Origin of the sequence: Pseudomonas sp. CFBP13508 (assembly GCF_005233515.1) — a bacterium.
Lineage (GTDB): Bacteria > Pseudomonadota > Gammaproteobacteria > Pseudomonadales > Pseudomonadaceae > Aquipseudomonas > Aquipseudomonas mercuritolerans.
The window spans coordinates 453312-476479 of sequence record NZ_QFZZ01000001.1; the positions used below are offsets into that span (position 1 = coordinate 453312).

Annotated in this window: 21 protein-coding genes and 1 tRNA gene; 12 read left to right on the plus strand and 10 right to left on the minus strand. The window is 58.7% G+C overall.

The genetic code is table 11. From position 1 onward, the window contains the following. Positions 1-52: 52 nt before the first annotated feature. The 4 genes from PspCFBP13508_RS02050 (at position 53) to PspCFBP13508_RS02065 (ending at position 6618) form a co-directional block, all read left to right on the plus strand. The gene (locus PspCFBP13508_RS02050; RefSeq protein WP_240996746.1) at positions 53-3625 is read left to right on the plus strand and encodes a transporter substrate-binding domain-containing protein; all 3573 of its coding nucleotides are present in this window, start codon (positions 53-55) and stop codon (positions 3623-3625) included. Positions 3626-3727: 102 nt separating this feature from the next. Further along, positions 3728-4105 carry a type 1 fimbrial protein gene (locus PspCFBP13508_RS02055; protein ID WP_137213488.1) on the plus strand — a complete coding sequence of 126 codons (378 nt, stop codon included), beginning with the start codon at positions 3728-3730 and terminating at the stop codon, positions 4103-4105. Positions 4106-4413: 308 nt separating this feature from the next. Then, on the plus strand, positions 4414-4875 hold the full coding sequence (locus tag PspCFBP13508_RS02060; protein WP_137213489.1) for a hypothetical protein: 462 nt from the start codon (positions 4414-4416) through the stop codon (positions 4873-4875). Positions 4876-4989: 114 nt separating this feature from the next. Then, the gene (locus PspCFBP13508_RS02065) at positions 4990-6618 is read left to right on the plus strand and encodes a methyl-accepting chemotaxis protein (protein WP_073474635.1); all 1629 of its coding nucleotides are present in this window, start codon (positions 4990-4992) and stop codon (positions 6616-6618) included. 38 nt (positions 6619-6656) lie between these two features. Here PspCFBP13508_RS02065 and PspCFBP13508_RS02070 read toward each other — a convergent pair whose 3' ends face one another. Continuing rightward, on the minus strand, positions 6657-7241 hold the full coding sequence (locus tag PspCFBP13508_RS02070; protein ID WP_137213490.1) for a hypothetical protein: 585 nt from the start codon (positions 7239-7241) through the stop codon (positions 6657-6659). 330 nt (positions 7242-7571) lie between these two features. Here PspCFBP13508_RS02070 and PspCFBP13508_RS02075 point away from each other — a divergent pair, with 330 nt between their 5' ends. Beyond that, complete coding sequence (locus tag PspCFBP13508_RS02075; protein ID WP_056785684.1) at positions 7572-8528, plus strand: fimbrial protein; 957 nt, start codon at positions 7572-7574, stop codon at positions 8526-8528. Here the strand turns inward: PspCFBP13508_RS02075 and PspCFBP13508_RS02080 are convergent. The 3 genes from PspCFBP13508_RS02080 to PspCFBP13508_RS02090 form a co-directional block, all read right to left on the minus strand. Then, positions 8523-8882, minus strand: coding sequence for a response regulator (locus PspCFBP13508_RS02080; RefSeq protein ID WP_016774585.1), 360 nt, complete (start codon positions 8880-8882; stop codon positions 8523-8525). The genes PspCFBP13508_RS02075 and PspCFBP13508_RS02080 overlap by 6 nt on opposite strands. 23 nt (positions 8883-8905) lie before the next feature. Further along, complete coding sequence (locus tag PspCFBP13508_RS02085) at positions 8906-10345, minus strand: ATPase domain-containing protein (protein ID WP_137213491.1); 1440 nt, start codon at positions 10343-10345, stop codon at positions 8906-8908. A 230-nt stretch (positions 10346-10575) separates the two neighbouring features. After that, positions 10576-10663: transfer RNA gene (locus tag PspCFBP13508_RS02090), tRNA-Ser, on the minus strand. A 123-nt stretch (positions 10664-10786) separates the two neighbouring features. Here PspCFBP13508_RS02090 and PspCFBP13508_RS02095 point away from each other — a divergent pair. Continuing rightward, positions 10787-11458 (plus strand): Bax inhibitor-1/YccA family protein, encoded by a 672-nt coding sequence (locus tag PspCFBP13508_RS02095; protein ID WP_008006561.1) that lies wholly within the window; start codon positions 10787-10789, stop codon positions 11456-11458. Positions 11459-11523: 65 nt separating this feature from the next. Here the strand turns inward: PspCFBP13508_RS02095 and PspCFBP13508_RS02100 are convergent, their stop codons facing one another. Both PspCFBP13508_RS02100 and PspCFBP13508_RS02105 read right to left on the minus strand, forming a co-directional pair. Then, positions 11524-11853 (minus strand): YceK/YidQ family lipoprotein, encoded by a 330-nt coding sequence (locus tag PspCFBP13508_RS02100; RefSeq protein ID WP_129998645.1) that lies wholly within the window; start codon positions 11851-11853, stop codon positions 11524-11526. Between the two features lie 58 nt (positions 11854-11911). After that, positions 11912-12349, minus strand: a complete 438-nt coding sequence (locus PspCFBP13508_RS02105; protein ID WP_056785725.1) for an Lrp/AsnC family transcriptional regulator — start codon at positions 12347-12349, stop codon at positions 11912-11914. Between the two features lie 148 nt (positions 12350-12497). Here PspCFBP13508_RS02105 and PspCFBP13508_RS02110 point away from each other — a divergent pair, with 148 nt between their 5' ends. Further along, on the plus strand, positions 12498-13391 hold the full coding sequence (locus tag PspCFBP13508_RS02110) for a DMT family transporter (protein ID WP_137213492.1): 894 nt from the start codon (positions 12498-12500) through the stop codon (positions 13389-13391). 3 nt (positions 13392-13394) lie between these two features. Here PspCFBP13508_RS02110 and PspCFBP13508_RS02115 read toward each other — a convergent pair whose 3' ends face one another. The 4 genes from PspCFBP13508_RS02115 to PspCFBP13508_RS02130 all read right to left on the minus strand — a co-directional run bounded on the left by PspCFBP13508_RS02115 (position 13395) and on the right by PspCFBP13508_RS02130 (position 17539). Beyond that, entirely contained in the window at positions 13395-14435 is a 1041-nt protein-coding gene (locus PspCFBP13508_RS02115) for an FUSC family protein (protein WP_178084469.1), read from the minus strand. A 57-nt stretch (positions 14436-14492) separates the two neighbouring features. Beyond that, positions 14493-15452 (minus strand): HlyD family secretion protein, encoded by a 960-nt coding sequence (locus PspCFBP13508_RS02120; RefSeq protein ID WP_016774598.1) that lies wholly within the window; start codon positions 15450-15452, stop codon positions 14493-14495. A 2-nt stretch (positions 15453-15454) separates the two neighbouring features. Then, the gene (locus PspCFBP13508_RS02125; protein ID WP_130912428.1) at positions 15455-15811 is read right to left on the minus strand and encodes a DUF3302 domain-containing protein; all 357 of its coding nucleotides are present in this window, start codon (positions 15809-15811) and stop codon (positions 15455-15457) included. A gap of 102 nt (positions 15812-15913) precedes the next feature. Then, positions 15914-17539: an NADP-dependent glyceraldehyde-3-phosphate dehydrogenase gene (locus PspCFBP13508_RS02130; protein ID WP_137213493.1), complete on the minus strand. Its 1626-nt coding sequence runs from the start codon at positions 17537-17539 to the stop codon at positions 15914-15916. Between the two features lie 376 nt (positions 17540-17915). Here PspCFBP13508_RS02130 and PspCFBP13508_RS02135 point away from each other — a divergent pair, with 376 nt between their 5' ends. The 5 genes from PspCFBP13508_RS02135 to PspCFBP13508_RS02155 are packed head-to-tail and all read left to right on the plus strand — an operon-like array spanning position 17916 to position 23134. Next, positions 17916-18527, plus strand: coding sequence for a transposase (locus tag PspCFBP13508_RS02135; RefSeq protein ID WP_137213494.1), 612 nt, complete (start codon positions 17916-17918; stop codon positions 18525-18527). A gap of 54 nt (positions 18528-18581) precedes the next feature. Continuing rightward, positions 18582-20180 (plus strand): ShlB/FhaC/HecB family hemolysin secretion/activation protein, encoded by a 1599-nt coding sequence (locus PspCFBP13508_RS02140; protein ID WP_137213495.1) that lies wholly within the window; start codon positions 18582-18584, stop codon positions 20178-20180. Positions 20181-20192: 12 nt separating this feature from the next. Further along, complete coding sequence (locus PspCFBP13508_RS02145) at positions 20193-21992, plus strand: MotA/TolQ/ExbB proton channel family protein (protein ID WP_137213496.1); 1800 nt, start codon at positions 20193-20195, stop codon at positions 21990-21992. 11 nt (positions 21993-22003) lie between these two features. After that, positions 22004-22429, plus strand: coding sequence for a biopolymer transporter ExbD (locus PspCFBP13508_RS02150; RefSeq protein WP_003201710.1), 426 nt, complete (start codon positions 22004-22006; stop codon positions 22427-22429). A 3-nt stretch (positions 22430-22432) separates the two neighbouring features. Next, positions 22433-23134, plus strand: a complete 702-nt coding sequence (locus PspCFBP13508_RS02155; protein WP_137213497.1) for an energy transducer TonB — start codon at positions 22433-22435, stop codon at positions 23132-23134. Positions 23135-23168 lie beyond the last annotated feature (34 nt).

Here is a 23168-nt window from a genome sequence, read left to right on the forward strand (position 1 = left end):
TCTGTTGCGCGGTGTTTTGCTAATCAGTGTGCTTTTCGTATTCAGTAGTGGTGTGTTATTGGCAGCAGAGCCGCGCACCTTGCAGGTGTTCGGTCGCTCGGACTGCAAGGAGCTGCAAGTCGATCTGGCCAATGAAGACTGGAGTTGGCTGCGGCAAAAGCGCAGCCTGATATTGGGTTCTGCGCTTCCGGATTTCCCGCCTTATGTCATGACCGCCAGCGGTACGCGCTATGAGGGGATTGCCGCCGATATCGCCTGCATTATCGGTCAGGCACTGCATGTTGAGATTACCGTCAAGGCTTACCCTGACCGGCGTGACGCCATGGCCGCACTTGAGCGCGGTGACATCGACATGTTGGGCAGTTCCAACAGTTTCGAATTGATCGATGGCCTCGTCACGCTCAGCAAACCTTATGTCGAAGACGTGCCGGCGATGTTCATGCGCGGCGATGATCGACGACCGATGCCGGCCAATCTGGCCGGTTTGCGTATTGCGGTTGCCGACGATTACCTGCCTTCCAGTCAATTACACGCGTTATACCCCAACGCCGAATTCGTGCTTTTTCCATCGAACGAGTTGGCACTGGCTGCGCTGGCTTTTGGCAAGGTCGACCTGTTTCTCGGCGATACGGTGTCGAGCAATTACCTGATCAACCTCAACTACTTCAACTATGTGCGGCTGCACTCTTTCGTCAAAACCCAAACCAGCGGTTTCAGCTTTGCCTTGCGCCGGGGCAACGACCAATTGCTGCGTCTGATCGATTCGACCCTCGAGTCGCTGGGTGATGCGAAGATTGCCGAAATTACCAAGCGCTGGTCGGGCGGCGGCGGGGCGCTGACGCCCAAACGCATTGACCTGACACCCGGCGAAGCACGTTGGCTTGAGCTGCATCCGGTCGCGCGGTTCGTGATCAATGACGATCAGGCACCGTTTGCATTCTTTGATGGTGACGGCAACTTCGGCGGGATCGGCGCTGATCTGCTCGAGCTCATCCAGCGGCGTACCGGCTTGCAGATCAATGTCGAGCGCACCGACAGCTTTTCCAGTCTGAGCACGCGTCTGCTGGATGGCAGCGCGGATATTTCTCTGCTGACACCAACGGTCTCGCGGGAAGTCGGCATGCGTTTCACTCATCCGTTCCTTGCCAGCCCCTTTGTGATCGTCACCACCAAGGACGCAGGCGCGCCTTCAAGCCTGCAGGAGCTGCGCGGCAAGCGCGTCGCAGTGCCCGAAAGTTCGGCTGAGCGTGAGCTGCTCAAGGACTACCCCGACATCGAGATCGTTGATAACGAAACAGTTCTGGGCGCCTTGGCTGACGTGAAGGACGGTCGAGCGGACGCGATGATTACCACGTTGCACAGTGCGCGCTACTACATCGCCCACATCTACAGCGACAGCTTGCGTATCTCCAACATCGTCGGCATGAACAAAGGCTTCCTCGCTTTCGCCGCGCGGCGTGCCGATACCGAACTGGTCAGCATTCTGAACAAGGCGCTGCTGAGCATTCCGCCGGATGAGCTGGACGTAATTCTCAACAGGTGGCGTCCCATTGCAGCGTTTTCGGGGTTGTCGTGGCGCGATTACAAGGCGCTGATCTACCAGATCAGCGCTGGCGCGTTCCTGATTATCCTGGGATCGCTGGCGTGGAATTTCTATATTCGCCGGCAGATCCGCGAACGCAGCCGGGCAGAGCGCTTGCTGGGCGATCAGTTGAAGTTCATGGGCGCGTTGATCAACGGCACGCCGCATCCCATCTACGTACGTGATCGTGAAGGTCGGCTTGTCACCTGCAATAATAATTATCTGCAAACATTTGGCCTGCTGGAAAAGGACGTGATCGGCAAGACCGTGCTCGAAAGCGGCAAGCGCAATCGTCAGGAGGCGTTGCAATTTCACGACGACTACCTGCGCGTCATCGAGCAGGACGAACCTTACGAGGTGGATCGCACGCTGCATGTCGGTGATACGCGGCTGATCATTTACCACTGGATCCAGCCGTATCACGACACGGCGGGTGAAGTCAGAGGCGTGATCTGCGGCTGGATCGATATCAGCGAACGCCGTGAACTCATCGAGGAGTTGCGTTCGGCGAAAGAGCTGGCTGACGAGTCGAGCCGCGCCAAAACCACGTTCCTGGCGACCATGAGCCACGAAATCCGTACGCCGATGAGCGCCGTGATCGGCATGCTCGAACTTACCCTCAAGCGTGCCGAGCAGGGACACTTCGATCGGCCGGCGATTGAAGTGGCATACGACTCGGCAAAAGGTCTGCTGGAACTGATCGGCGATATCCTCGATGTGGTACGCATCGAATCGGGCCATGTCAGCCTTTCGCCGAAACGTGCCAACCTGCGCGAATTGGTCGAATCCGTGGCGCGGGTGTTCGACGGCTTGGCCAGGCAGAAGAGTCTGGTGCTGAAGCTCGACATCGACGCCACTGTCGGCTGTGACGTATTGGTTGATCCGATGCGCTTCCAGCAGGTGCTCTCGAACCTGGTGGGCAACGCGATCAAGTTTACCGACACCGGTCATGTCAGCGTCTCGATTCGCGGCCAACGTCTCGCTGACGAACGCTTACAGGTCGACCTCAAGGTCGAGGACACCGGCATCGGCATTTCCAGCGCCGATCTGCAGAATCTGTTCCAGCCGTTTTCCCAAGCCAATCATGGTCCCTCCAGCAGAGGCGGCACCGGTCTGGGACTGGCGATCTCCCGTTCATTGTGCGAATTGATGGGCGGGCGGCTGAACATTACCAGTACGCTTGGCAAAGGCACCTGCCTGGAAGTGTCGCTCTTCTTCAATATTCTCAGCCCGCTTGGCGGCAAAGTGCTGCCTGTTTCGGTTGTTCAGGACAAACCGGTACCGACACTCAGGATTCTCGTAGTCGATGACCAGAGCGCCAACCGCCTGCTGTTGACGCAGCAGCTGAGTTTCCTTGGCCAGGCGGTGCGTGATGCCGCCGACGGTGCCCAGGCATTGGCGCTGTGGCGCTCGGAGCCGTTCGACATTGTGATCACGGACTGCAACATGCCGGTCATGAACGGCTATGAGCTGGCCCGCACCATTCGCCAGGACGAACGCGAAAGTGGTGGATCGCCGTGCATCGTACTGGGCTTCACGGCCAACGCGCAGCCGGAAGAAAAAGTGAAATGCCGGGAGGCCGGGATGGATGATTGCCTGTTCAAACCGATCAGTCTCGGCACCTTGTCGATCATGCTTGCAGGCTGGGAAAAAAATGTTGAAACCCAGCCATTTGAAAGCCCGCCTGCGGCGACTATCAAGGAGCTGGGTTCGATTCGCGAGCGTCTTGACGAGCTCACCGGGGGCGATCTCGACATGATGAAAGAACTTCTGCGCGAGGCGCTGTCGAGTTGCGAAAAGGATCTGGAGGAGTTGCATTCGCTAATACCCGAAAGCGATCCCGGGCTGTTGGCTGACCTGGCGCACCGCATCAAGGGGGCGGCGCGCATTGTTGCCGAGCATCAGGTCATTGAGGCGTGTAACGAGCTTGAGGCCGAGTGCGAGGCGCCTGTTATCGATCCGCTGGACCTCAATCGCAGTGCATTGAAGCTGGAGCATGCACAGGCTGATCTGATCAAGAAAATCAAACGGATCGAGCTGTAAACGTATCGGCTCATGACCATCCGACTGGCCTTGCATTGAAGCTGACGTTAAAGATCATTTTGCAGCGGGCGATACCTTGGTTAATAACCATGGAGTTTCGCGATGATCATTCGACGTCCTTTATTGATTGCCTGCCTTTGCCTGCTCGGTTTTGACACCGTCAGCGCAGCCCAGTCTGCGCCGGTCAGCGGAGTGATTCGCTTCAGCGGTCGAATTGTCGAGGCAAGTTGCATTGCGAGTGGCGCCAGCCATTCTTCTGTCGAGTTGCTTGATTGCCCCCAGGCAAACACCGGGCAGATTTTTACCGTGAACAACGTCAGTGCGGCAGGGCGAGGTGAGTCGCGCCAGCAGGTGTTTGTGAAGGTGATTGCCGATACTCATGAGCAGGACGATTATTACGACCAGCGCTTGCTGCTCACGGACAACAAGGGTCACCAGATAACGAGCGGTAATTACGTAGTGACGATGACGCTGCCTTGATGGCTTGGAAAGAATGAGTCTGCGCCCCTTGTTTCAAGGTTACTGACAAAAAGGGGCGTTAATAATGAGAATTGTCTGGTTCGCACAGAACCGTCCCGCGCTTCTGGCTCGTCGCGACTCCCCTGCGTTGCAAAATCCCTCCTTCAACACTTTCTGAGCCAGACCATGCGCCGATCGCGTGGGCTGTCGTCAAGGTGTGGCTTTTTATCATCTATCCCTGCGTTCATTTTTGAGACAAGTCTCATATCAGGCAGGTTGGCCCTTGGTTATTTTCTTGAAAGGAAGAATGGAGCTGCCAAAGGTGTCCGATGTTTCTTGAAAATAACCGCAGTAGATCCTTGCGGATCCTGATCGCCGATAGCGATGTGCGCAGAGGTCAGTCAATCGAACAGCAGTTCAACAAGCTGGGCTGTCTCAGCGTCTTGAACGTTTGCACTTATCGTGACCTGAAAATACTGACGTATTACTGCCCTCAACGGTTGAGCCTGGTCGTCGTCAATGCTGAGTTGCTCAACGAAATGGCGATGGATCCGCTCGACTTTTTCGGGGAAAACCCGCTGATTCGTCATCTGCTGATTTTCAATCCCAACGATGATCACCAGTGGTCGAAGACCTTCTTCAACCCGCATCCGCAACGCTGGATGCGCCTGGTCTCGAAAATCAATCTGCCGCGACTGGCAGATTTTCTGATGCTGGCCGACCCGGCGCTCAAGGAAATTGCGGAGCCGGCCTCGACCAACTCCACACTCTCTCCGTGCGCCAACCGCTAGCTACCGCACCTTCCCGCGTTGATCCAGGTATGCGCCGAGGCGCTATACCGCAGCGCCGCTCTGCTGCCCACTCGTTTACCCCATTGTCTTGAATACACTCTAAGGTAAGGCATCATGCTGCTTCGTAAACTCAATCTCGCGCCGCGTTCGGCGCTGTGTTTCGGCTTGTTCTGTCTCATGATTATCGCGATCGGATTGATCGCTCTGCAGCAAGTCGACTTGCTCAACAAGGCAGAAACGTACGTCGAGACGACGATCGTGCCGAGTATCAAGCTGCTCGGCCAACTCGATCGCGAGTTCGTCGAAATCAAGGGCAACAACGCTCGCTTGCGCAATCCCATTGAAACGAGTGAGCGCAAAGCGCAGGCCCTGATTGACATCCAGCAGTCGCGTCAGATGATCAAAAATCATCAGCGTGCGCTCATTGACCTGCTGGCGACTGACGCCGGGCGCGAGGCGTTCGAGGAGTTTGCCAAAGCACAGAAGGTCAACGATCAGGCGCAAGATCAATACCTTGAAACAGTGGCGAACGGGCAGCTTGAAGCGGCCATTGCGCTGTCCAGGAATCAGATGCGTGCGGCGTCGGATGGCGTACAGGTCGCGCTCAAGAAGTTGATTGCTCTCAACGAGATAGAAGCTTATGAGGCGGGCAAGCAGGCCGACAATGTCTATGAGCACACGCTGTTGATCGTCAGTGTGTTCATTCTCATCGCGATCGGTGCTTCGTTGGCCCTGGCCGTGTTGTATACCCGCAGCCTGACGGTACCCATTGCAGGCTCGCTAAGGGTGGCCGAATGCATCGCCGCCAATGATCTGAGCGAAACCATTGCGCTGGATGGCTCCGATGAGGCGGCGCAAATGCTGTCGTCATTGGCGGCGATGCAAACCAGTCTGCGAGATGCCTTGATCATGATCCGTGATTCGTCCACGCAGTTGGCCGAGACCTCGGAGGTCATGCACGGCGTCACTGAAGATATCTCGCGTATCACTCAACGTCAGAGCCATGAAATCGAAATGGCCGCCACCGCCGTCACTGAAATGAGTGCAGCGGTGGAGCAGGTTGCAGACAACGCCGCATCGACCTCGCAGCTGACGTCGGAATCAAGCGCGGCAGCCATTGCCGGTCGAAGTCAGGTCAGCGACACGGTAGCCGCAATCAACCTGATGGTGTCCAGCGTGCACAGCACCTCGGCTGAGGTGCAGGCGCTATCGACCATGGCGAGCGATATCAGCAGCGTGCTGGACGTTATCCGAGAGGTTGCCGAACAAACCAATCTGCTTGCCTTGAACGCAGCGATCGAAGCGGCGCGGGCGGGGGAGGCGGGTCGCGGTTTTGCCGTGGTTGCCGATGAGGTGAGAGGGCTGGCGCAGCGTACTCAGAAGTCGACCGAGGACATCGAGTCCATGGTCAGCTCCATTCAGTCGGGCACCAGCCGCGCAGTTTCCTCCATGAGCCACACCCGCGCTCAGGCCGAGAGAACGCTCGAAATGGCCAATATCGCCGGCGAAGTGCTGACCGACATCACTGGCTCGCTGAATCTCATCAACGAGCGAAACCTGCTGATGGCAACCGCTGCAGAAGAGCAGGCTCAGGTTGCGCGTGAAGTGGATCGCAGCCTGATCAGCATTCGCGACCTTTCGTGTGAAACCGCAGAGGGATCGAAACAGACCGCAGTCGCATCGGCGGAGCTGTCGCAATTGGCGGCGTCGCTGAACAAATTGACCAAGGAATTCAAACTTTAATCAGTAAACGTAAAGCCCTGGCTACCAGGGCTTTTTGATCAGCGCTCGATCGGCGCAGCAAAGTCTTGCGCATGGGGTGCAGAGTCAGTTTGTGCTGGCGATGCGGTTTGTGCTGTCAACTGCTCAATGCAGCTGGCGAGTTGTTTTTCATAGCTTTCAAGTACCGCTTCGGCTTCAGCTTCGCGCTCATCACGCAGGCGGAAGAAATCGTCGCGATTGAGTTGGTCCGCAACAAGTCGGATGTTTTGCTCGATGATCGCGCACAGTGAATCTTCATCCTCTAACGCCGCGCTGGACAGGGCTGCCTGTCGGTTGTTTTCGAGTTCGGTTTTTGCGTGCTCAGCGGCCTTCGCCTGTTCCTTTGCGCTAAGCAGGTCGGCTTCCAAAACCTGTTTCTGTTCCGCCAGGCGCTTCAGTTCTGCGCTCATCGACTGGATTGCATCGGCGCGCTGGGTGAGTTGGACCTCCTGTTGTTGCACCACAGCCTTCAGTGGAAACAGTTCATTGAGTTGGTAGCCGGCGACCACAGTCATGGCGATCAGTGCCAGCGCAAGAATGGTCAGGCAGTAGATGGCGGCGTTGCTCTGGGGTTTTGAGCTATTGAGGGTATCGAGGGCTCTCACGGAATCGTTTCTCCTATCAAGAGTAGACAGTGTAATAACCTCGATTCGCTGGGCCTTTAAGACGAGTCTTAAATTGTGCTCTATTTGCGTATGTCGATAACGGCTAACATTTGTTAACGAATTCGCAGAAGGCTTCTTGTTTAAACCGACTATCTAAAGTTTCTTGTGGGTCCATGAGAATTGTCTTGTTTGCGAATAAATAAACTTTTTGCTCAAGCTCCTTTTTTTCATTATCGTCTGCTGCCGCTTTGGTGGCGTTTACTGCTGATAGTTCACGCAATCGTCCGCCATTCAAATGTTTGCAAACACGGCGAGTTCAGAGAGATTGCTATGAAGTTTTCCCATGTTTTAATTGTCGGTTTTTTGTATTTACTGCCATTTAACGCAATGGCTGCAGTTTGCGAATTTTATCCCGACCATTCCAAGGGCAGTGTCAGGGTGGTTCTTCCAGCCACGATCTCGGTGCCTCGTGACACGCCCAACGGCACGGTTATCTATGAAAGCCCGATCGTGACCCTGGGCGCCATACCCAGCTCATTCAGGTGCTCTGCGGTACACAACGAAGGTGTACGCAATACTGTCGGCGTTACTCAGCCGGGCGCGGAGATTTTTCCTATCGGAAATACCGGAATCGGCTGGCAATGGGTCCGACCGCCATCGGGGAAAGCGTGGAAAGGCTTTCCAGGAACTACCGACACTGCTGGCGGTTGGGGTTGGAATGGTTCTGAGCACATCTTGCGTTTTGTAAAGACGGGAACTATTTCCGGCAGTGCGACGATACCCTCAGGCCAACTTGGGACCTTCGTCGCTGCAGAGATCGAGCCTCTGGCAATGAATACAAATGGCACGCGGATCGTCTCGCAGTCTTGTGAAACACCTGATGTGAAAGTGGATATGGGCAGCTACACCATGAGCGATTTTTTGCAGAACGGTGATTATGCGAAGGAGAAATACTTCTTTCTTGATATGAAAAACTGTCCTCCCGGAATCAATAACTTCAGGTACTCCTTTTCGCCCACTGCGGGCAGCCCTGCATGGAGCGCTGATACCGGCGTGGTACACCTCAACAGTAATTCCACTGCCAAAGGGCTGGCATTGCAAATGCGCTTCAGTGACAGGACGATACTCAAGCTGAACCAGAATTACATAATGAAAGCGCCAACATCGAGCGGCGGTAATGCATCCGTTTCCTTGCAAGCCCGCTTCGTGCGCATCGAGCCTTCCAATGCGCAAATGCGAGCGGGCGATGCCAATGCCGAAATTGCCTTTGTCGTCGAGTATCTATGAGCCCAACAGCCTCTTCACCTCAGCCACAATCACCGCAATATCAAACGGCTTGGGCACTACCACATCAAACAGATCCGAGCGCTGCATGCCGATGTGCGCTTGCGCGCCACTCATGAGAATGATCGGCAAGTGTTTGACGGACGGCTGGGCACGCACGGCTTCGGCGAATTCGAGGCCGTCCATGACCGGCATCATGAAGTCAGTGATGACCAGGGCTGGACGTTCTCTTTCCAGCACTTCTAGAGCCTTCTTGCCATTGCTCGCGGTCACAGTCATGAAGCCCTCATCCTCAAGCGCAAAGCCAAGAATGTCAGCAATCAGATACTCGTCGTCGACTACCAGAATGGTGGTCATGTTATTTCAACCCGCTTGAAGACTTACGAAATTGAACCAGGCAATGACTCAGCTGCGACTGAAGGTTCATTTTTCAAAGCCTTTTCCAGGAACACATCTTGATCGCGTACAACCACCTCGAACCGCGACGGGTTGTAGGAGCTATCGCGTACCTTAAGAATGGAAAGCGTCCTGCGAAGTTCAGCGTGATTTTCAAAGAACCGCATGAGGATCAGGTTGTCGACAATACTGGACAGGTCAGAGTTCGGTGCGCTGACCTCGGAGCCGAACAAATCGCGCATTTCCCAGGAGGCAAAGACCGTCACGCCTCTGGACCGCAGTTCGTTCATCAGTGCACTGAAAAAGTCGGTGATGCGTTCCGGTGTGGTTGACACCCGTGTCATGCCGCTCAGGCTATCGATGAACAGGCGCTTGATGCCTCTCTCATCGACCAGGCTCAGCAGGCGTGCGCCGAGGCCATCGAGCAAACCCTCCGTTGTTGGCTGCCAGGCAATGCTCAATGCGCCGCTGTGTTCCATGTGTTCGATATCAATGCCCAGCGAACGGCCTTTCAGGCGCAGGCGCTGCGGGCTTTCATAGAAACCGAAATGCAGGCCAGGCGCTTCGACCGTCGATTGCGAGAGAAACTTCAGACCCAGCGTGGTCTTGCCGATGCCGGAAGGCCCCATGACCAGCGTGACGCTGGAGCTGTGCAAGCCGCCACCAAAGATCTCGTCAAGGGAAGCAATGCCGCTTGGAATGCGCGTCATGTCCGCGCTGTCGGGGGCGGAAGGGCGCTTGTAGAGACTTTCGAGGCGCGGGTAAACGACCAGGCCATTATCGGTGATTTCACATTCGTGAAGACCGGTCAACGCGCCGCTGCCGCGAGTCTTGCGCAGATGAATGCGACGCACCGAGCGGGTGCCGAACAGCTCTTCGCCCATTTCGATGACGCCGTCGACCATCGTATGCTCGGGGCTGCCGTCGTCCAGGCGCGAGCTGGTGAGAAACAGCACGGTGCAACCGGCAAAAGCTGCGTGGCCTTGCAGTTCGGAGATGAATTTTTTCGTGTCGATCGGCGAGTCGGCTTTGGAGCGTGCATTGAGCAGGCCGTCGACGACCATGACGGTCGCCTTCTGCCGAGTGATTTCGCGTCGCAGCAGCTTCACGACTTCATCGAGGCCTTCGTTTTCCAGCGTATCGAATGCGCTGACAAACTGAATTTCGGCGCCGACTCGCGAAGCGTCGAAGAAACTCATCGTCGACAGGAATTGGAACAGACGATCGTGGGACTCGGCCAGCAACGTAGCGACCAGAACACGACCACCGTTGCGGGCGTGATGAAACCCCAACTGATTGGCGAGGATGGTCTTGCCGGAACCCGGACGCCCTTGAATGATGTACGAAGCACCCGCCACCAGGCCGCCCTGAAGCAGCGCGTCGAGCCCTTCGATTCCGCTTTGAAGGCGTTTTAGCTTTTCCACAATGCGACCCTGATCTGAATAAACAGGCTTGTTAAGCCGGATGGATGAAATGCTAACGCCAATTTGAATTCGGGGCCATTGCGGTCAAGGCAAAGTAGCTTGGAAATTGACGGCTGGAGAGTGGCTGCGAGCGATCGAAGAATAGGGACAACCCGCAAACGGGAAGATTCGATTTTCAAACGCCAGAAACGACAAAGCCCTGAATAATCAGGGCTTTGTCGTACATAAGATGGCGGAGGCGATGGGATTCGAACTCATGGACCTGTTACAGTCGACGGTTTTCAAGACCGTTGCCTTAAACCACTCGGCCACACCTCCGTTTGCGTTGCGGGCGCCATAATACCTGAATGAAACACACTGTCAAACTCTCTGCATGGCTTGTTACAGAGCGTCTGTTATGATCTTTGCGACTGAACGTTTCAAACCAACAGGAGTGTCGCCATGCGCGAACAGGATTACGCAGTTAATAACAGCGTGCAGGCTGAGCAGCTAGAGGTTAGCCGCGTCCTGCGCAACACTTATGGTCTCTTGGCTCTGACCCTCGCATTCAGCGGTGTGATGGCCTTCGTAGCCCAGCAGATGCGTGTCGGCTACCCGAACATTTTCGTGGTGCTGATCGGCTTCTACGGGCTGTTCTTCCTCACCAACAAACTCCGTGATTCCGCGTGGGGCCTGGTGTCCGCCTTCGCGTTGACCGGTTTCATGGGTTTCCTGCTCGGCCCGATCCTCAACCGTTACCTGGGCATGCAGGGCGGCGCTGAAGTGGTCAGCTCGGCATTCGCCATGACCGCGCTGGTGTTCGGTGGTCTGTCGGCCTACGTGCTGATCACCCGCAAGGACATGAGCTTCCTTGGCGGCTTCATCACCGCAGGTTTCTTTGTCCTGCTGGGCGCTACGCTGGCGAGCTTCTTCTTCCAGATCAGCGGCCTGCAACTGGCGATCAGCGCCGGCTTCGTGCTGTTCTCGTCGGTCTGCATTCTGTTCCAGACCAGCGCGATCATCCACGGCGGCGAGCGCAACTACATCATGGCGACCATCAGCCTGTATGTATCGATCTACAACCTGTTCGTCAGCCTGCTGCAACTGTTCGGCATCATGAGCCGCGACGACTGATCGTAATGGCTGCAATAAAAAACCCGCTTCTGCGGGTTTTTTATTGTCTGGAAGAAAGTAGTCGTTCAGTTGATGACGATGCTGCCGTCCACTTGCTGACGATAGATCGTGTAGGGCAGGAGCAAGGTGTCGAGCGCGCCGGACACCACGGCGTCCACCAGCACCACCGGAATGGCCGCGTTGCGGTGGTCATCGGGATCGATGCCTGAGGCCAGCGGTGCGTTCAGCGTGCAGAAATCATAGGCGAGGCCGCTGTAGATTCTTGGTACCGCGCCGCAATAGCTTTTTTGCTCCTTGAGGCCGTTCACGGCAGCCTGATCACTACGCGCCACCGTCTGAATCGTGCCACAACCGCCGATCAGCAGGGCCGCCAGCAGCATTGCCTGAATTTTCATACCGCCATTCCTTAGCCGCGAAAAAACACAATCTACCCTGATCATTCCCAAAAGACATCTACGCCATCGGTGGTAGCCGCCGTTTCACCGGGGTCTTCTTGACGATCGCGGTGTTGGTTTCAGCCAACGTATTCAGTCGGTCGAGCAGGGTATCGAGCTGCTCCATCGAGCGCACATGCAGGCGGGCAATAAAGCAGTCGTCACCGGTGACCTTGTCGCACTCGGTGAACTCAGGGATCGACATGATCTGCCGCTCAACCTCCTGCAATTGCCCTGGCAGCGGCCGTACACGGACGATCGCCTGCAACTGATAGCCGAAGCACTTCGGATCGATCTCCACGGTGTAGCCCTTGAGCACGCCACGTTCCTCCAGGCGCCGCAACCGTTCGGCAACGCTTGGCGATGACAAACCGCTGATCTGCGCCAGCGCTTTCAGTGAGCGCCGCGAGTCTTCCATAAGCGCGCTGATGAGGATCTGATCGATATCGTCAGTCACATTCAAACTCCGGATTAGGCAAAGGGCGCAAATCACCCTCGATAAAAAAGGCGAAAACCAAGTTTAGCCTGCTTTATGCGCTGGAGCAGCCCGAGGCGCGCTTGGCATACTTTTGCCACGCTTCGCTCACAGCCTCAGGAGAACAATAATGGACAACCCAATTCGCCGCGGCTCGCTGGAAATGACCGCCGCCATGCTGATATCCGGGACGATCGGCTGGTTTGTGCTGGTGTCCGGGCAACCGGTACTGGACGTGGTGTTCTGGCGCTGCGTGTTCGGCGCCGGCACGTTGCTGTTGGTCTGCGCCGGGTTTGGCTTCCTGCGCCCAGGGATTCTCACCCGCACTACGTTTCTTCTCGCCGTGCTCAGTGGTGGGGCGATTGTCGGCAATTGGGTGCTGCTGTTCGCGTCCTATTCCCGCGCCTCGATTGCCATCGGCACCGCGGTCTATAACGTGCAGCCATTCATGCTGGTCGGTCTGGCGGCACTGTTTCTCGGCGAGAAAATTACCCTGCAGAAGCTGTTCTGGCTGGCGATTTCGTTCATGGGCATGCTGGCGATCGTCAGCGCCCATGGCACGCAAAGCGAGGAGGGTAACGATTACTTGATGGGGATTGCCCTGGCGTTGGGCGCGGCGTTTCTGTATGCGATCGCGGCACTGATCATCAAGCGCCTGACCGGCACGCCGCCACATCTGATCGCGCTGATTCAAGTCTGCACAGGTGTGTTGTTGCTCGCGCCGTTCGCGCATTTCGATGCGTTGCCGCAAGGCGTCGAAGCCTGGGCCAGTCTGCTGACTCTCGGGATCGTGCACACCGGTCTGATGTACGTCTTGCTTTACGGCGCGATTCAAAAGCTGCCGACGGCATTAACCGGCGCGCTGTCCTTTATCTATCCGATTGCGGCGATCTTCGTTGACTGGTTCGCCTTCGGCCATCGCCTCGAATTGCTGCAATGGATAGGCGTCGCAGCGATCCTGCTGGCCGCCGCCGGCATGCAACAAGGTTGGGGCTGGAAAGCCCGGCGGCTGGCGGCGCAATAAGGATCAGATGTTCCAGCGCGGTGCGGTTGCTGCCAGGCGCTGGCGCATCTCGCTGATGTTGGCCGCCAGTTGTCGGGTCAGCATCCGGTAGCCGTCGAGCGTATTGGCGACCGGCGCATCAGGGTCCCCTGCTGGCAGCTCCATCGGTCGCTCCAGCCGTTGCGAGGCCCCGGTTTTCAATGCGCGAGCCATGCCGATCAGCTGCACGCGAATCTGCCGGTGCTCAGCCCTCAGCGCCGTTTGCAGATGTGCCATGGCCTGTGGGTCGCTGAGGTTGGGGCGGATATTGCCGAGAATCTCCAGGGTGCTGATACACATGCGCAAGTTGCGCTGTATAGCGTCGAGCTCGGTCATGGAAATTTTCACTTCCTTGGACACCGACGGCATCAGCGAGCGCAACTGCACCATCACCGCACCCACCTTGCTCATCAGCCGCACATGCTCGTCGGCGCTGACCGCTTCACCGTTGATGATGCGCCCGTACACCGTGGCGCAATCGCGCAAGGCATCGGCGAGGTTGTAACGCCACGAGTAGACCGCATACAGCGGCAGGGCGAAGGAAAACGCCAGGGCGAGGGCGATGCCGATCAGGATGTCGACGCCGCGCCACAGACCATCGGTTATCGGGTTGTCGCCATGCCCGGCGACGATGAACACCGTGATCGCCGAGAGCAGGGCGGTGTAGCCGCCCTTGCCAATCGCGTGATACGAGAAAAAGCCGCACACCACGGCCATGGAAAAGTAGGTCAGCCACGGCATGCCCAGCCAGGCGTGTTGCGCGACCAACGCCAGGCCTACCCCCGCACCGATCAGGGTGCCGATGGCGCGCTCGGCGGCTTTTTTGCCGATGTTGCCGTGGTGCTGCAAACCGCCGATCACCACCAGCATGGTCACCGATGCCCATTCACCGTGGGGCAGGTTGATGCCAGTAGTCAGCAGAATCGTCGCCAGCAACCCCAGCGCCACCCGCACGGAATGGATCAGGCGGGCGTGACGGTAGCGCCGATACGGGTCCAGCAGCGGACGCAGGATACGGCGCAACAGCGGTGGCAGGCGGTGGGTGCTGTAAGTAGTCAGTGCGAACCTCGTACGTCAATCAAATCAATGGAAGGGGAAAATGTAATTCATCCAGGCCGACATGCGCAGCAGGATTTTGCGCATCGCGCCGATGTGATGAAAGTGCTGGCTGTACAGCGCCGCTTGCCCGTAGGCGCCGCCCGGCATGAGCGCGCTGTATTCGGCGAACGCCGGGTCAGTGATTTCAATGATCACCGGCACCCGTCCGGCCGGTGGCGAGCCGGTGTAGCTGATCAGCGTGCCGGAAGGTTGCACCTGGCCCTCGGCGATCACCCCGATAACGCTTTTCACTCGCCCCGCGAAGACTTTGCCGGGAATGCCATCGAAGGCGACTTCGGCCTCGTCGCCCACGGTCAGACGCAGCAGGCTGTTCTGACGCATCCAAGCGGCGAAGTACTGACCTTCCTGCGGAATAAACACCATCGACGGGCGCAGCGGCAGCTTGCTCGCCATCATCCCCGGGCGCAGCGAAACGTGGGTGACGAAGCCTTTGCTCGGTGCTCGAACCACGGTGTTGTCCAACTCGAACTGCGCATTGTCGAGTTGCGCCTGCAGATCGTCGGTGCGGGCAATGGCCGCGTCCAGTTCGCGCTGGGTGCCGAAATTGCGGCGAATCAGCTCGGTGATGCGGTAGCGGTCGCCTTTGGCTGCGACCAGTTGCGCCTTGAGCGATTTCAGGCGGTTCTGGAAAGGCGTGGGATCGATGCGGAACAGCACGTCGCCTTTTTCCAAGGGTTCGTTGCCCTTTACCGGCACGTCGATCACCTGGCCACTGATGATCGGAATGACCGGCACCGAGACAAAGTAGGAGCGCGCCACTTCGGAATAGGGATGGTTGTAGTTCATGGTGAAAATCAGCGCGCCGATGATCAGCACGCCACCCAGGACAGCGGTGGGCACCGTCCATTTGTTCAGCGGAATGCGGAAGATCTTGAAGATGGCGACGCAGAGTGCGGCGTACGTGAGGATGAGCAACAGATCCATGCTCAGATCCCCCCGCTGTCAGAGTGAGGCGCAACCGGCGACTGCGCTTCGAGTCGCTCGATCCGGGCTTGCAGCTCAATGACCTGCTGCTCGAGCCGGATGACATGGTTCTGAACGGGTTTGCCATCGCCGAAACCCCAACCGCGATCCTCGCGATAGGCCATAGCCCAGATCCACAGAAACGGCCAGAGCGCATGCAGGGTAAACAGGCTGACCCAGCCAGTGGCATGGATCGCGTCCTGATGCGGATGGTTGCGGTGAACGGCGATCTCGTACGGAATGTCATGCAGCACGATGATCCCGTAAAACAGCACGAGACCGACAAAAACCAGCAAACCCAACGCGAAGTAGTCGAGCATGGTCAGCCTCCCGGGCATCCAGCAATGCTGGGCTCAGTGTAGTCACTGAATCGCCGGGGGGCTGACGGATCGGCAGGATCATTCAATCCTGCCGATCACCCGTCAAAAGATGTAATCGGTGGTCAGGAAACTCGAATCCCGCCCGCGAATGATCTCGCTGATCAGATCCTTGTTGCTCTCCTGGAACTTGGTCGCCACCAGCGTACGGATCGAAAACACCCGCAATGCATCGTGAACCGAGAGCGTGCCTTCGGCGGAGTTCTTGCGACCGTTGAACGGGTAAGTGTCCGGGCCGCGCTGGCACTGGGCGTTGAGGTTGATCCGCCCGACCTGGTTGGCGAAAGTGTCGACCAGCCGGCCGACCGCCACCGGGTTGGTGCCGAAGATGCTCAACTGCTGGCCGAAGTCGGATTCCAGCACGTAGTCGATCACGGTATCGAGGTGGCGGTACGGCACGATGGGCACGACCGGGCCGAACTGTTCTTCCTGATACACGCGCATTTGCGGATTCACCGGATACAGCACTGCCGGGTAGAAGAACGACGCGTGGGATTCGCCACCATTCGGGTTGACCACCTGTGCGCCTTTGCTTTGCGCGTCAGCAACCAGACCGTGCAGATAATCGACCTTGCCCGACTCCGGCAGCGGCGTCAGCGCCACGCCGCTGTCCCACGGCATGCCCGGTTTCAGCGTGGCCAGTCTGGCATTGAATTTCTCGATGAAGCTGTCGACCACGTCTTCATGCACAAAAAGAATTTTCAGTGCGGTGCAGCGCTGACCATTGAACGACAGCGAGCCGGTGACCGCTTCGCTGACGGCGTTGTCGAGATCGACTTCGGGCAAAACGATGCCCGGGTTCTTGGCGTCCAGACCCAGAGCCGCGCGCAAGCGGTGTGGTTTCGGGTGCAGCTTCTTCAGGTCACTGGCAGCCTTGTTGGTGCCAATGAAAGCGAAGATGTCGATTTTGCCGCTGGCCATCAAAGCGCTGACGGTCTCGCGGCCGCTGCCGTAGATGACGTTGATCACGCCGCTGGGGAAGCTGTCGCGGAAGGCTTCGAGCAACGGGCGAATCAGCAGCACGCCGAGCTTGGCCGGTTTGAACACCACGGTGTTGCCCATGATCAGTGCCGGAATCAGCGTGGTGAAGGTTTCGTTCAGCGGGTAGTTGTAAGGCCCCATGCACAAGGCGACGCCGAGCGGCACGCGGCGAATCTGACCGAGGGTGTCCTGCTCCAGCTCAAAGCGGCTGGAACGGCGGTCGAGTTCTTTCAGGGCATTGATGGTGTCGACGATGTAATCGCAGGTGCGATCGAACTCTTTTTCCGAGTCCTTGAGGTTCTTGCCGATTTCCCACATCAGCAGCTTGACCACGGCCTCGCGCTGCTCGCGCATGCGGCCGAGAAACGCTTCGACATGCTGGATGCGCTCGGCCACGCGCATGGTCGGCCACAGGCCCTGGCCCCGGTCGTAAGCGCGAACGGCAGCGTCGAGAGCGGTGAGCGCGGTGTCGGCATCGAGCAGCGGCGTGCTGCCGAGGATCACCTGTTCTTCGCCGTTTTCGCCTTTCAGATAAACCGGGCTGCGCACCTGCGCGAGCGGGCCGTCCCAGCGGCGCAATTGACCATCGACCAGATATTCACGCTGCTCGACCTGAGCGTCGAGGCGATATTTTTCCGGGATGTCGCTGACCGAAGGGAACAGGTTGCCAAGGTTGTTTGCTGTGGTCATGTCACTACCCTGTGTTGAAGTCGGCGTGCCGATTGAAAGTCTTGTGAAGGTTATACGCCTGAACGGGCCGGGATTTAACCCCGTGAATGTCACGCGAATGTCACGCAACGGTGCAACCACAGTCCACCCTGTGGGAGCGAGCCTGCTCGCGAAGGCGGCGGCACATCCAACATCCTCATTGCCTGACGCAGCGCTTTCGCGAGCAGGCTCGCTCCCACGGTCGATCGTGCAAATTAGTCAGTCTGTCTTCGGTAATGAAGCTTTTATGACAAAAGTTCGGTAGCCCTTTGCCAGTCCGGTCATGCCTGTGTAACGCGCTTGAGGGGCCTTTCGGGGCGCACTTTGCGAGTCGGGGCGGGACGCCGGGAGTGAGGCAATGGGGACTATGGAACGTTATTCGAAAGTGGGCATGCAGGAGCTCGATCAACGCCTGTCGAAGATCGTCGAAGCCGCGCGCAAGAAGCCGGTTTCGGTGTATCGCTATGGCGCGCCGTGGGTCTGGATCGTCTCGCAGGATGACTGGCAGGGCGCTCTGAAAGAAGTGTCCAGCTACATTCCGCCGGGCCATTCGCTGGTGTTGCTGCGCCCGCAGATCGACGATCTGCTCGACGCCCATCAGGACCTGCTGCACGACCTCAATGCCGTGCCCGGCATGCTCATTCCCGCGCAGACGGTGATGCACATCCTGCTCCTGCAATTGCTCTATTCGGTGCCCAGCGAACAGCAGCTCTATGAACAGCTGAACTACAACCTGCTGTTCCGCTGGTTCGTCGGCCTCGGCCTGAACCAGAAAGTCTGGAGCTTCACCGCCCTCAGCCGTGACATCACCACGTTGCTCAACGAGCCGCGCGCGGTGCTGCTGATTCAGAAAATCATCGGCGAAGTGTTCTGCGGTGCCTTGCTGCAAATGCCCGAGTTCTCGCTGAACTTTGCGCTGTTGCACACCTGGCTGGGCAAGCACGCCTGCGCCACAACGATCAGCAATTGACGCAGCACACCGGGCGCTAACGCCCACAGGTCATCGCGAATTTCAGGGGGTAATGTGGAACGGATTTTCACGTCACGGCTGGCGCTGTGGGGCTGGCTGCTGGTGACGGCGGGCGCGCAGCCGGCGCTGGCCGAGGAGGGCACAGAAGCGCCCGCCGCGCAGCGTCTGGTCGACGTCAACGAATACTTCGTGCGCGGCAATACCGTGCTCGATGCCCGGGCGATCGAAGAAGCGGTGTACCCGTTTCTCGGCCCGCAGAAAGCCTTGAGCGACATCGAAGGCGCCCGCGATGCGTTGCAGAAGGCCTATCAGGAACGCGGCTATCAATCGGTGTTTGTCGAGCTGCCCGAGCAGGCCGTGGCCGATGGCATCGTTTATCTGCAAGTCAGTGAAACCAAAGTCGGCCGGGTGCGCGTGGTCGGCGCCAAACACTATTCGCCGCTGGACATCCGCGACAACGTACCGGCGCTGAAAGAAGGCGAGGTGCCGGACTTTGCCAAAGTCCAGGGCGAACTCGCGCAGCTCAATAAAACTCCCGGTCGCCAGGTCATGCCGCTGGTGCGCGAAGGTCAGCGCCCCGGCACCATGGATGTCGACTTGCAGGTCGAAGACCAGAACCCGTGGACGGCCAGCGTCGGTCTCAATAACGATTACAGTGCCGACACCGAAAAGCTGCGCAGCGTCACCAGCCTCGGTTACAACAACCTTTGGCAGCTCGGCCACAGCGTCAACCTGACGTTCTTCACCGCGCCCCAGGAAACCGACAACGCCAAGGTCTGGTCGGGCTCCTACACCGCGCCGCTGAGCGAGCGCTGGAGCGTGCAGTTCTCCGGTTACCAGTCCGACAGCAACGTTGCCACCATCGGCGGCAGCAACGTGCTCGGCAAGGGTCACAGCTACGGCGTCGCGGCGATTTACACATTGCCCTCGAGCGGCAATTGGTCGAACTCGCTGTCCGCCGGTATCGACTTCAAGGACTTCGACGAGCGCCTGAGCCTGTCCGGCGAAAGCGACAAGGTGCCGCTCAAATACGCGCCGTTCACCTTCGCCTACAACGGCTTTCGCTACAGCGAAAAGAGCCAGCTCGGCGTCGGCCTGAGTCTGGTGGCCGCCACGCGCAGCGTGTTCGGCTACGGCAGCGACGACGAAGACTTCGACTACAAACGCTATCGCGCCAAACCGAGTTTCGCCGTGCTCAAGGGCGACACCAACTACACCTGGACCTTCGACAGCGACTGGCAGAGCGCAAGCAAAGCCGCATTCCAACTCGCCTCGGGGCCGCTGGTTTCCAACGAACAATTCTCCGCCGGTGGCGCCACCTCGGTGCGCGGCTATCTCGCGGCTGAACGTACCGCTGATGACGGCTATTTGCTCAGCCAGGAATTGCGCACACCGTCGCTGGCGAAATTCGTCGGCACGTGGATGCAGGACTGGCGCTTCTATGCCTTCGCCGAGGGCGCGCAGTTGTATCTGCGCGACGAACTGCCGGACCAGGACGCCAATTACGCCTTGGCCAGCGTCGGCCTCGGCACCCGCGCCAGCCTCAGTAAATGGCTGTCCGGCAGCCTCGACTGGGGCTACCCGCTACTCGAAGGGCCGAACACCTCAAAGCAGGAATCGCGCCTGCACTTCAACCTTCAAGCCACTTTCTAACGGAGCACGTCCATGCAACGCCTCTTTCTTTCGTTGTTGATCTGCCTGGGCTTCGTGCTCCCGGCCACGGCTCAGGCCTGGTGGCAGGACGACTGGCATTACCGCAAACAGATTGCCGTCGACACCACGCCCCAAGGCGCGGCGATCAATCAGCCCCTCGGCCGCACCACGCTGCTGGTGCGCCTGCACACCGGCAACTTCACCTTCGACGGCGTGAAAGAGGACGGCTCCGATCTGCGCTTCGTCGCCGCCGATGACAAAACCGTGCTCAACCACCAGATCGAAAGTTTCGACGCGCTGATGGGCATGGCGCTGATCTGGGTTGATGTGCCGAATGTAGAGGGCGGTCAGCGTCAGGACATCTGGATGTACTACGGCAACCAGAAAGCCCCGGCTACCGGCAACGGCCAGTTGACCTTCGATCCGAGTTATACCGCGCTGTATCACTTCGACGGCGCCACCGGCACCCCGGCGAAAGACACCACGGCGTACGGCAACACCGCGCAAAGCGCGACCGGTGCCGCGATCGACGGCGTAGTGGGTCGCGCCTTGCAGTTCAGCGGTCAACCGTTGCTGCTGCCGGCCAGCCCATCGTTGCAACACAACGCCGGAAGCGCGTTTACCTTCAGTGCCTGGCTGCGTCTGGATCAGGCCAGTGGCGAGCAACTGATTCTCGCTCGCCGCGAAGGCACGCAAAGTTTGCTGGTCGGTGTCAGCCAAGGCCTGCCGTTTGTGGAGATCGACGGCCAGCGCGCCGCTGCCACACAAGCGCTGGCGCCGGGGCAATGGCAACACGTCGCGCTAACTGCCGAGGGCTCGAAAGTCACTCTGTACATCAACGGTCGCGAGAGTGCTGCGTTGGCCCAAGCGATGCCGGCATTCAACTCGGTCATGGCCATCGGCGCCGATCTGCAGGAAGGCGCGTTCCAGCCGTTCGCTGGCGCCATCGATGAACTGCGCCTGTCGAAAGTCGCCCGTCCGGCTGCGCTGCTGCTGGCCGACGCCACCTCGCAAGGCGCGGAATCGAAACTGGTGGCTTACGGCGTCGATGAGGAACAGTCCGGCTTTGGTTTCGGCAGTCTCGGCTTCCTGCTCAAAGCGGTGCCAATCGACGCCTGGGTGATCATCGCCGTGCTGGTACTGATGATGTTCCAGTCGTGGATCATCATGCTGCGCAAGAACCGCAGCCTCAGCCGCGTCACCGCTGCCAACGAAGATTTCCGCGCGCAATTCGCCAAGGTCGGCACACGTCTGGAGATGTTCGCCGACGACGCGCAACTCGCCCAACGCCTGCAGCATTCGTCGCTGTGGCGCCTGTATCTGGTGGCAGTCAAAGAGATTCGCACCCGCCGCGAGCAGGGCGCCGATACCTCCTCGGTTTCAGCGGCGACCATCGAAGCCATCCGCTGCTCGATGGACGGCGTGCGCACCCGCGAAAACCAGCAACTGAGTTCGAAACTCTCGACCCTGTCCAACGCCATCGCCGGCGGCCCGTACATCGGCCTGCTCGGCACGGTGCTGGGGATCATGGTGGTGTTCCTCGGCACGGCAATGGCCGGCGACGTCAACATCAACGCCATCGCTCCCGGTATGGCCGCCGCGCTGTTGGCCACGGCGATGGGCCTGTTCGTCGCGATCCCCGCGCTGTTCGGCTACAACCGCCTGATCACCCGCAACAAGGAAGTCAGCGCCGACATGCGCGTATTCGTCGACGAGTTCATTACCCGGCTGGCGGAAATGCACGGCGAGAGCCAGTTCAGTGAGGCGTCGCACCAGCGCGGCCATCACGCCAACCACTCCGTACCGGCCTGAGGAGCACTGTCATGGCGTCCGTAAATGCCTCTCATGACGATGATGACGATGCCGCCGTCGACAGCATCAACATCACCCCGCTGGTCGATGTGCTGATGGTGGTGCTGGTGATGTTCATCCTCACCGCCACCGCGCAGGTCTCCGGGATCCAGATCAACCTGCCCAAGGCCAGCGCGTCGGTGTCGCTGTCGGAAGCCAAGACCAAGGCGATCTCGGTCAACGACGGCGGCCAGGTGTTCCTCGATGCCTATCCCGTGACGCTGGCTGAGCTGGAAGAACGCCTGCGCATCGAGAAAGCGCAGAGCCCGGATTTCCCGGTGATCGTGCGTGGCGATGCGACGGTGCAGTACCAGAAAGTCATCGAAGTGCTCGACCTGCTGCGCCGGCTCGAACTGTCCCAGGTCGGTCTCGTTACCGGCAAACCGAGTCAGGGCTGAGTCATGACCGCACAACTCCCGATTGATCCGCCGCCCGTGAAAAAGTCGCCGTTGCGCTATGTGAAGTGGGGCGCCGGACTGCTGGTCGCCGCGCTCGCCGCGTGGTTCCTCTGGCAGTGGGCCAACGACATGGCCGGCGTGCGCCGCGAAGCGCCGAAGGTGCCGACGATCATTCCGTTGCCGCCACCGCCACCCCCGCCGCCGGAGAAACCGCCAGAGCCGGAAACGCCGGTGGAAGAAAAAATCGTCGAGCCCGAGCCAACGCCTGAGCCGGAGGAGGTCAAGCCTGAAGAAGCACCGCCATCGCCGGCGGACGATCTGGCCAACCCGATGCAAATGGACGGCGACGCGCAGGCCGGCAGCGACGCTTTCAACATCGGCGCGGGCAAGGGCGGCGGCATGGCCGGTGCCGGCGGTGGGCGTTTGGGCACGGGCACGTACAGCCAGTTTCTCGCGTTCACCTTCCAGCGCTTGCTGCGTGAGAACCCCGACCTGCGCAACCTCGCATTCTCGCTGCAGGCCGATGTCTGGCTGAGCAGCGTCGGCGAGATCACCCGTGTCGAGCTGATCAAGTCCAGCGGCAACCCGCAAATCGATACCCAGGTGCTGGCCGCATTACGTGGTGCGCCAGCCCTCAGCGAACGGCCTCCGGCCTCCATCACTTTGCCCGTGCGCCTGTCCCTGCAAGGGCGGCGTCCGGGTTAATTCACTTATTCAAGCTTCGGCAAAAGGAGTTGTG

Coding starts and splice junctions, on each gene's coding strand:
- PspCFBP13508_RS02055 (WP_137213488.1), top strand. CDS start 3,728: ATGATCATTCGACGTCCTTTATTGATTGCCTGCCTTTGCCTGCTCGGT.
- PspCFBP13508_RS02060 (WP_137213489.1), top strand. CDS start 4,414: ATGTTTCTTGAAAATAACCGCAGTAGATCCTTGCGGATCCTGATCGCC.
- PspCFBP13508_RS02065 (WP_073474635.1), top strand. CDS start 4,990: ATGCTGCTTCGTAAACTCAATCTCGCGCCGCGTTCGGCGCTGTGTTTC.
- PspCFBP13508_RS02075 (WP_056785684.1), top strand. CDS start 7,572: ATGAAGTTTTCCCATGTTTTAATTGTCGGTTTTTTGTATTTACTGCCA.
- PspCFBP13508_RS02080 (WP_016774585.1), bottom strand. CDS start 8,882: ATGACCACCATTCTGGTAGTCGACGACGAGTATCTGATTGCTGACATT.
- PspCFBP13508_RS02095 (WP_008006561.1), top strand. CDS start 10,787: ATGCGCGAACAGGATTACGCAGTTAATAACAGCGTGCAGGCTGAGCAG.
- PspCFBP13508_RS02100 (WP_129998645.1), bottom strand. CDS start 11,853: ATGAAAATTCAGGCAATGCTGCTGGCGGCCCTGCTGATCGGCGGTTGT.
- PspCFBP13508_RS02110 (WP_137213492.1), top strand. CDS start 12,498: ATGGACAACCCAATTCGCCGCGGCTCGCTGGAAATGACCGCCGCCATG.
- PspCFBP13508_RS02120 (WP_016774598.1), bottom strand. CDS start 15,452: ATGGATCTGTTGCTCATCCTCACGTACGCCGCACTCTGCGTCGCCATC.
- PspCFBP13508_RS02125 (WP_130912428.1), bottom strand. CDS start 15,811: ATGCTCGACTACTTCGCGTTGGGTTTGCTGGTTTTTGTCGGTCTCGTG.
- PspCFBP13508_RS02130 (WP_137213493.1), bottom strand. CDS start 17,539: ATGACCACAGCAAACAACCTTGGCAACCTGTTCCCTTCGGTCAGCGAC.
- PspCFBP13508_RS02135 (WP_137213494.1), top strand. CDS start 17,916: ATGGGGACTATGGAACGTTATTCGAAAGTGGGCATGCAGGAGCTCGAT.
- PspCFBP13508_RS02145 (WP_137213496.1), top strand. CDS start 20,193: ATGCAACGCCTCTTTCTTTCGTTGTTGATCTGCCTGGGCTTCGTGCTC.
- PspCFBP13508_RS02150 (WP_003201710.1), top strand. CDS start 22,004: ATGGCGTCCGTAAATGCCTCTCATGACGATGATGACGATGCCGCCGTC.
- PspCFBP13508_RS02155 (WP_137213497.1), top strand. CDS start 22,433: ATGACCGCACAACTCCCGATTGATCCGCCGCCCGTGAAAAAGTCGCCG.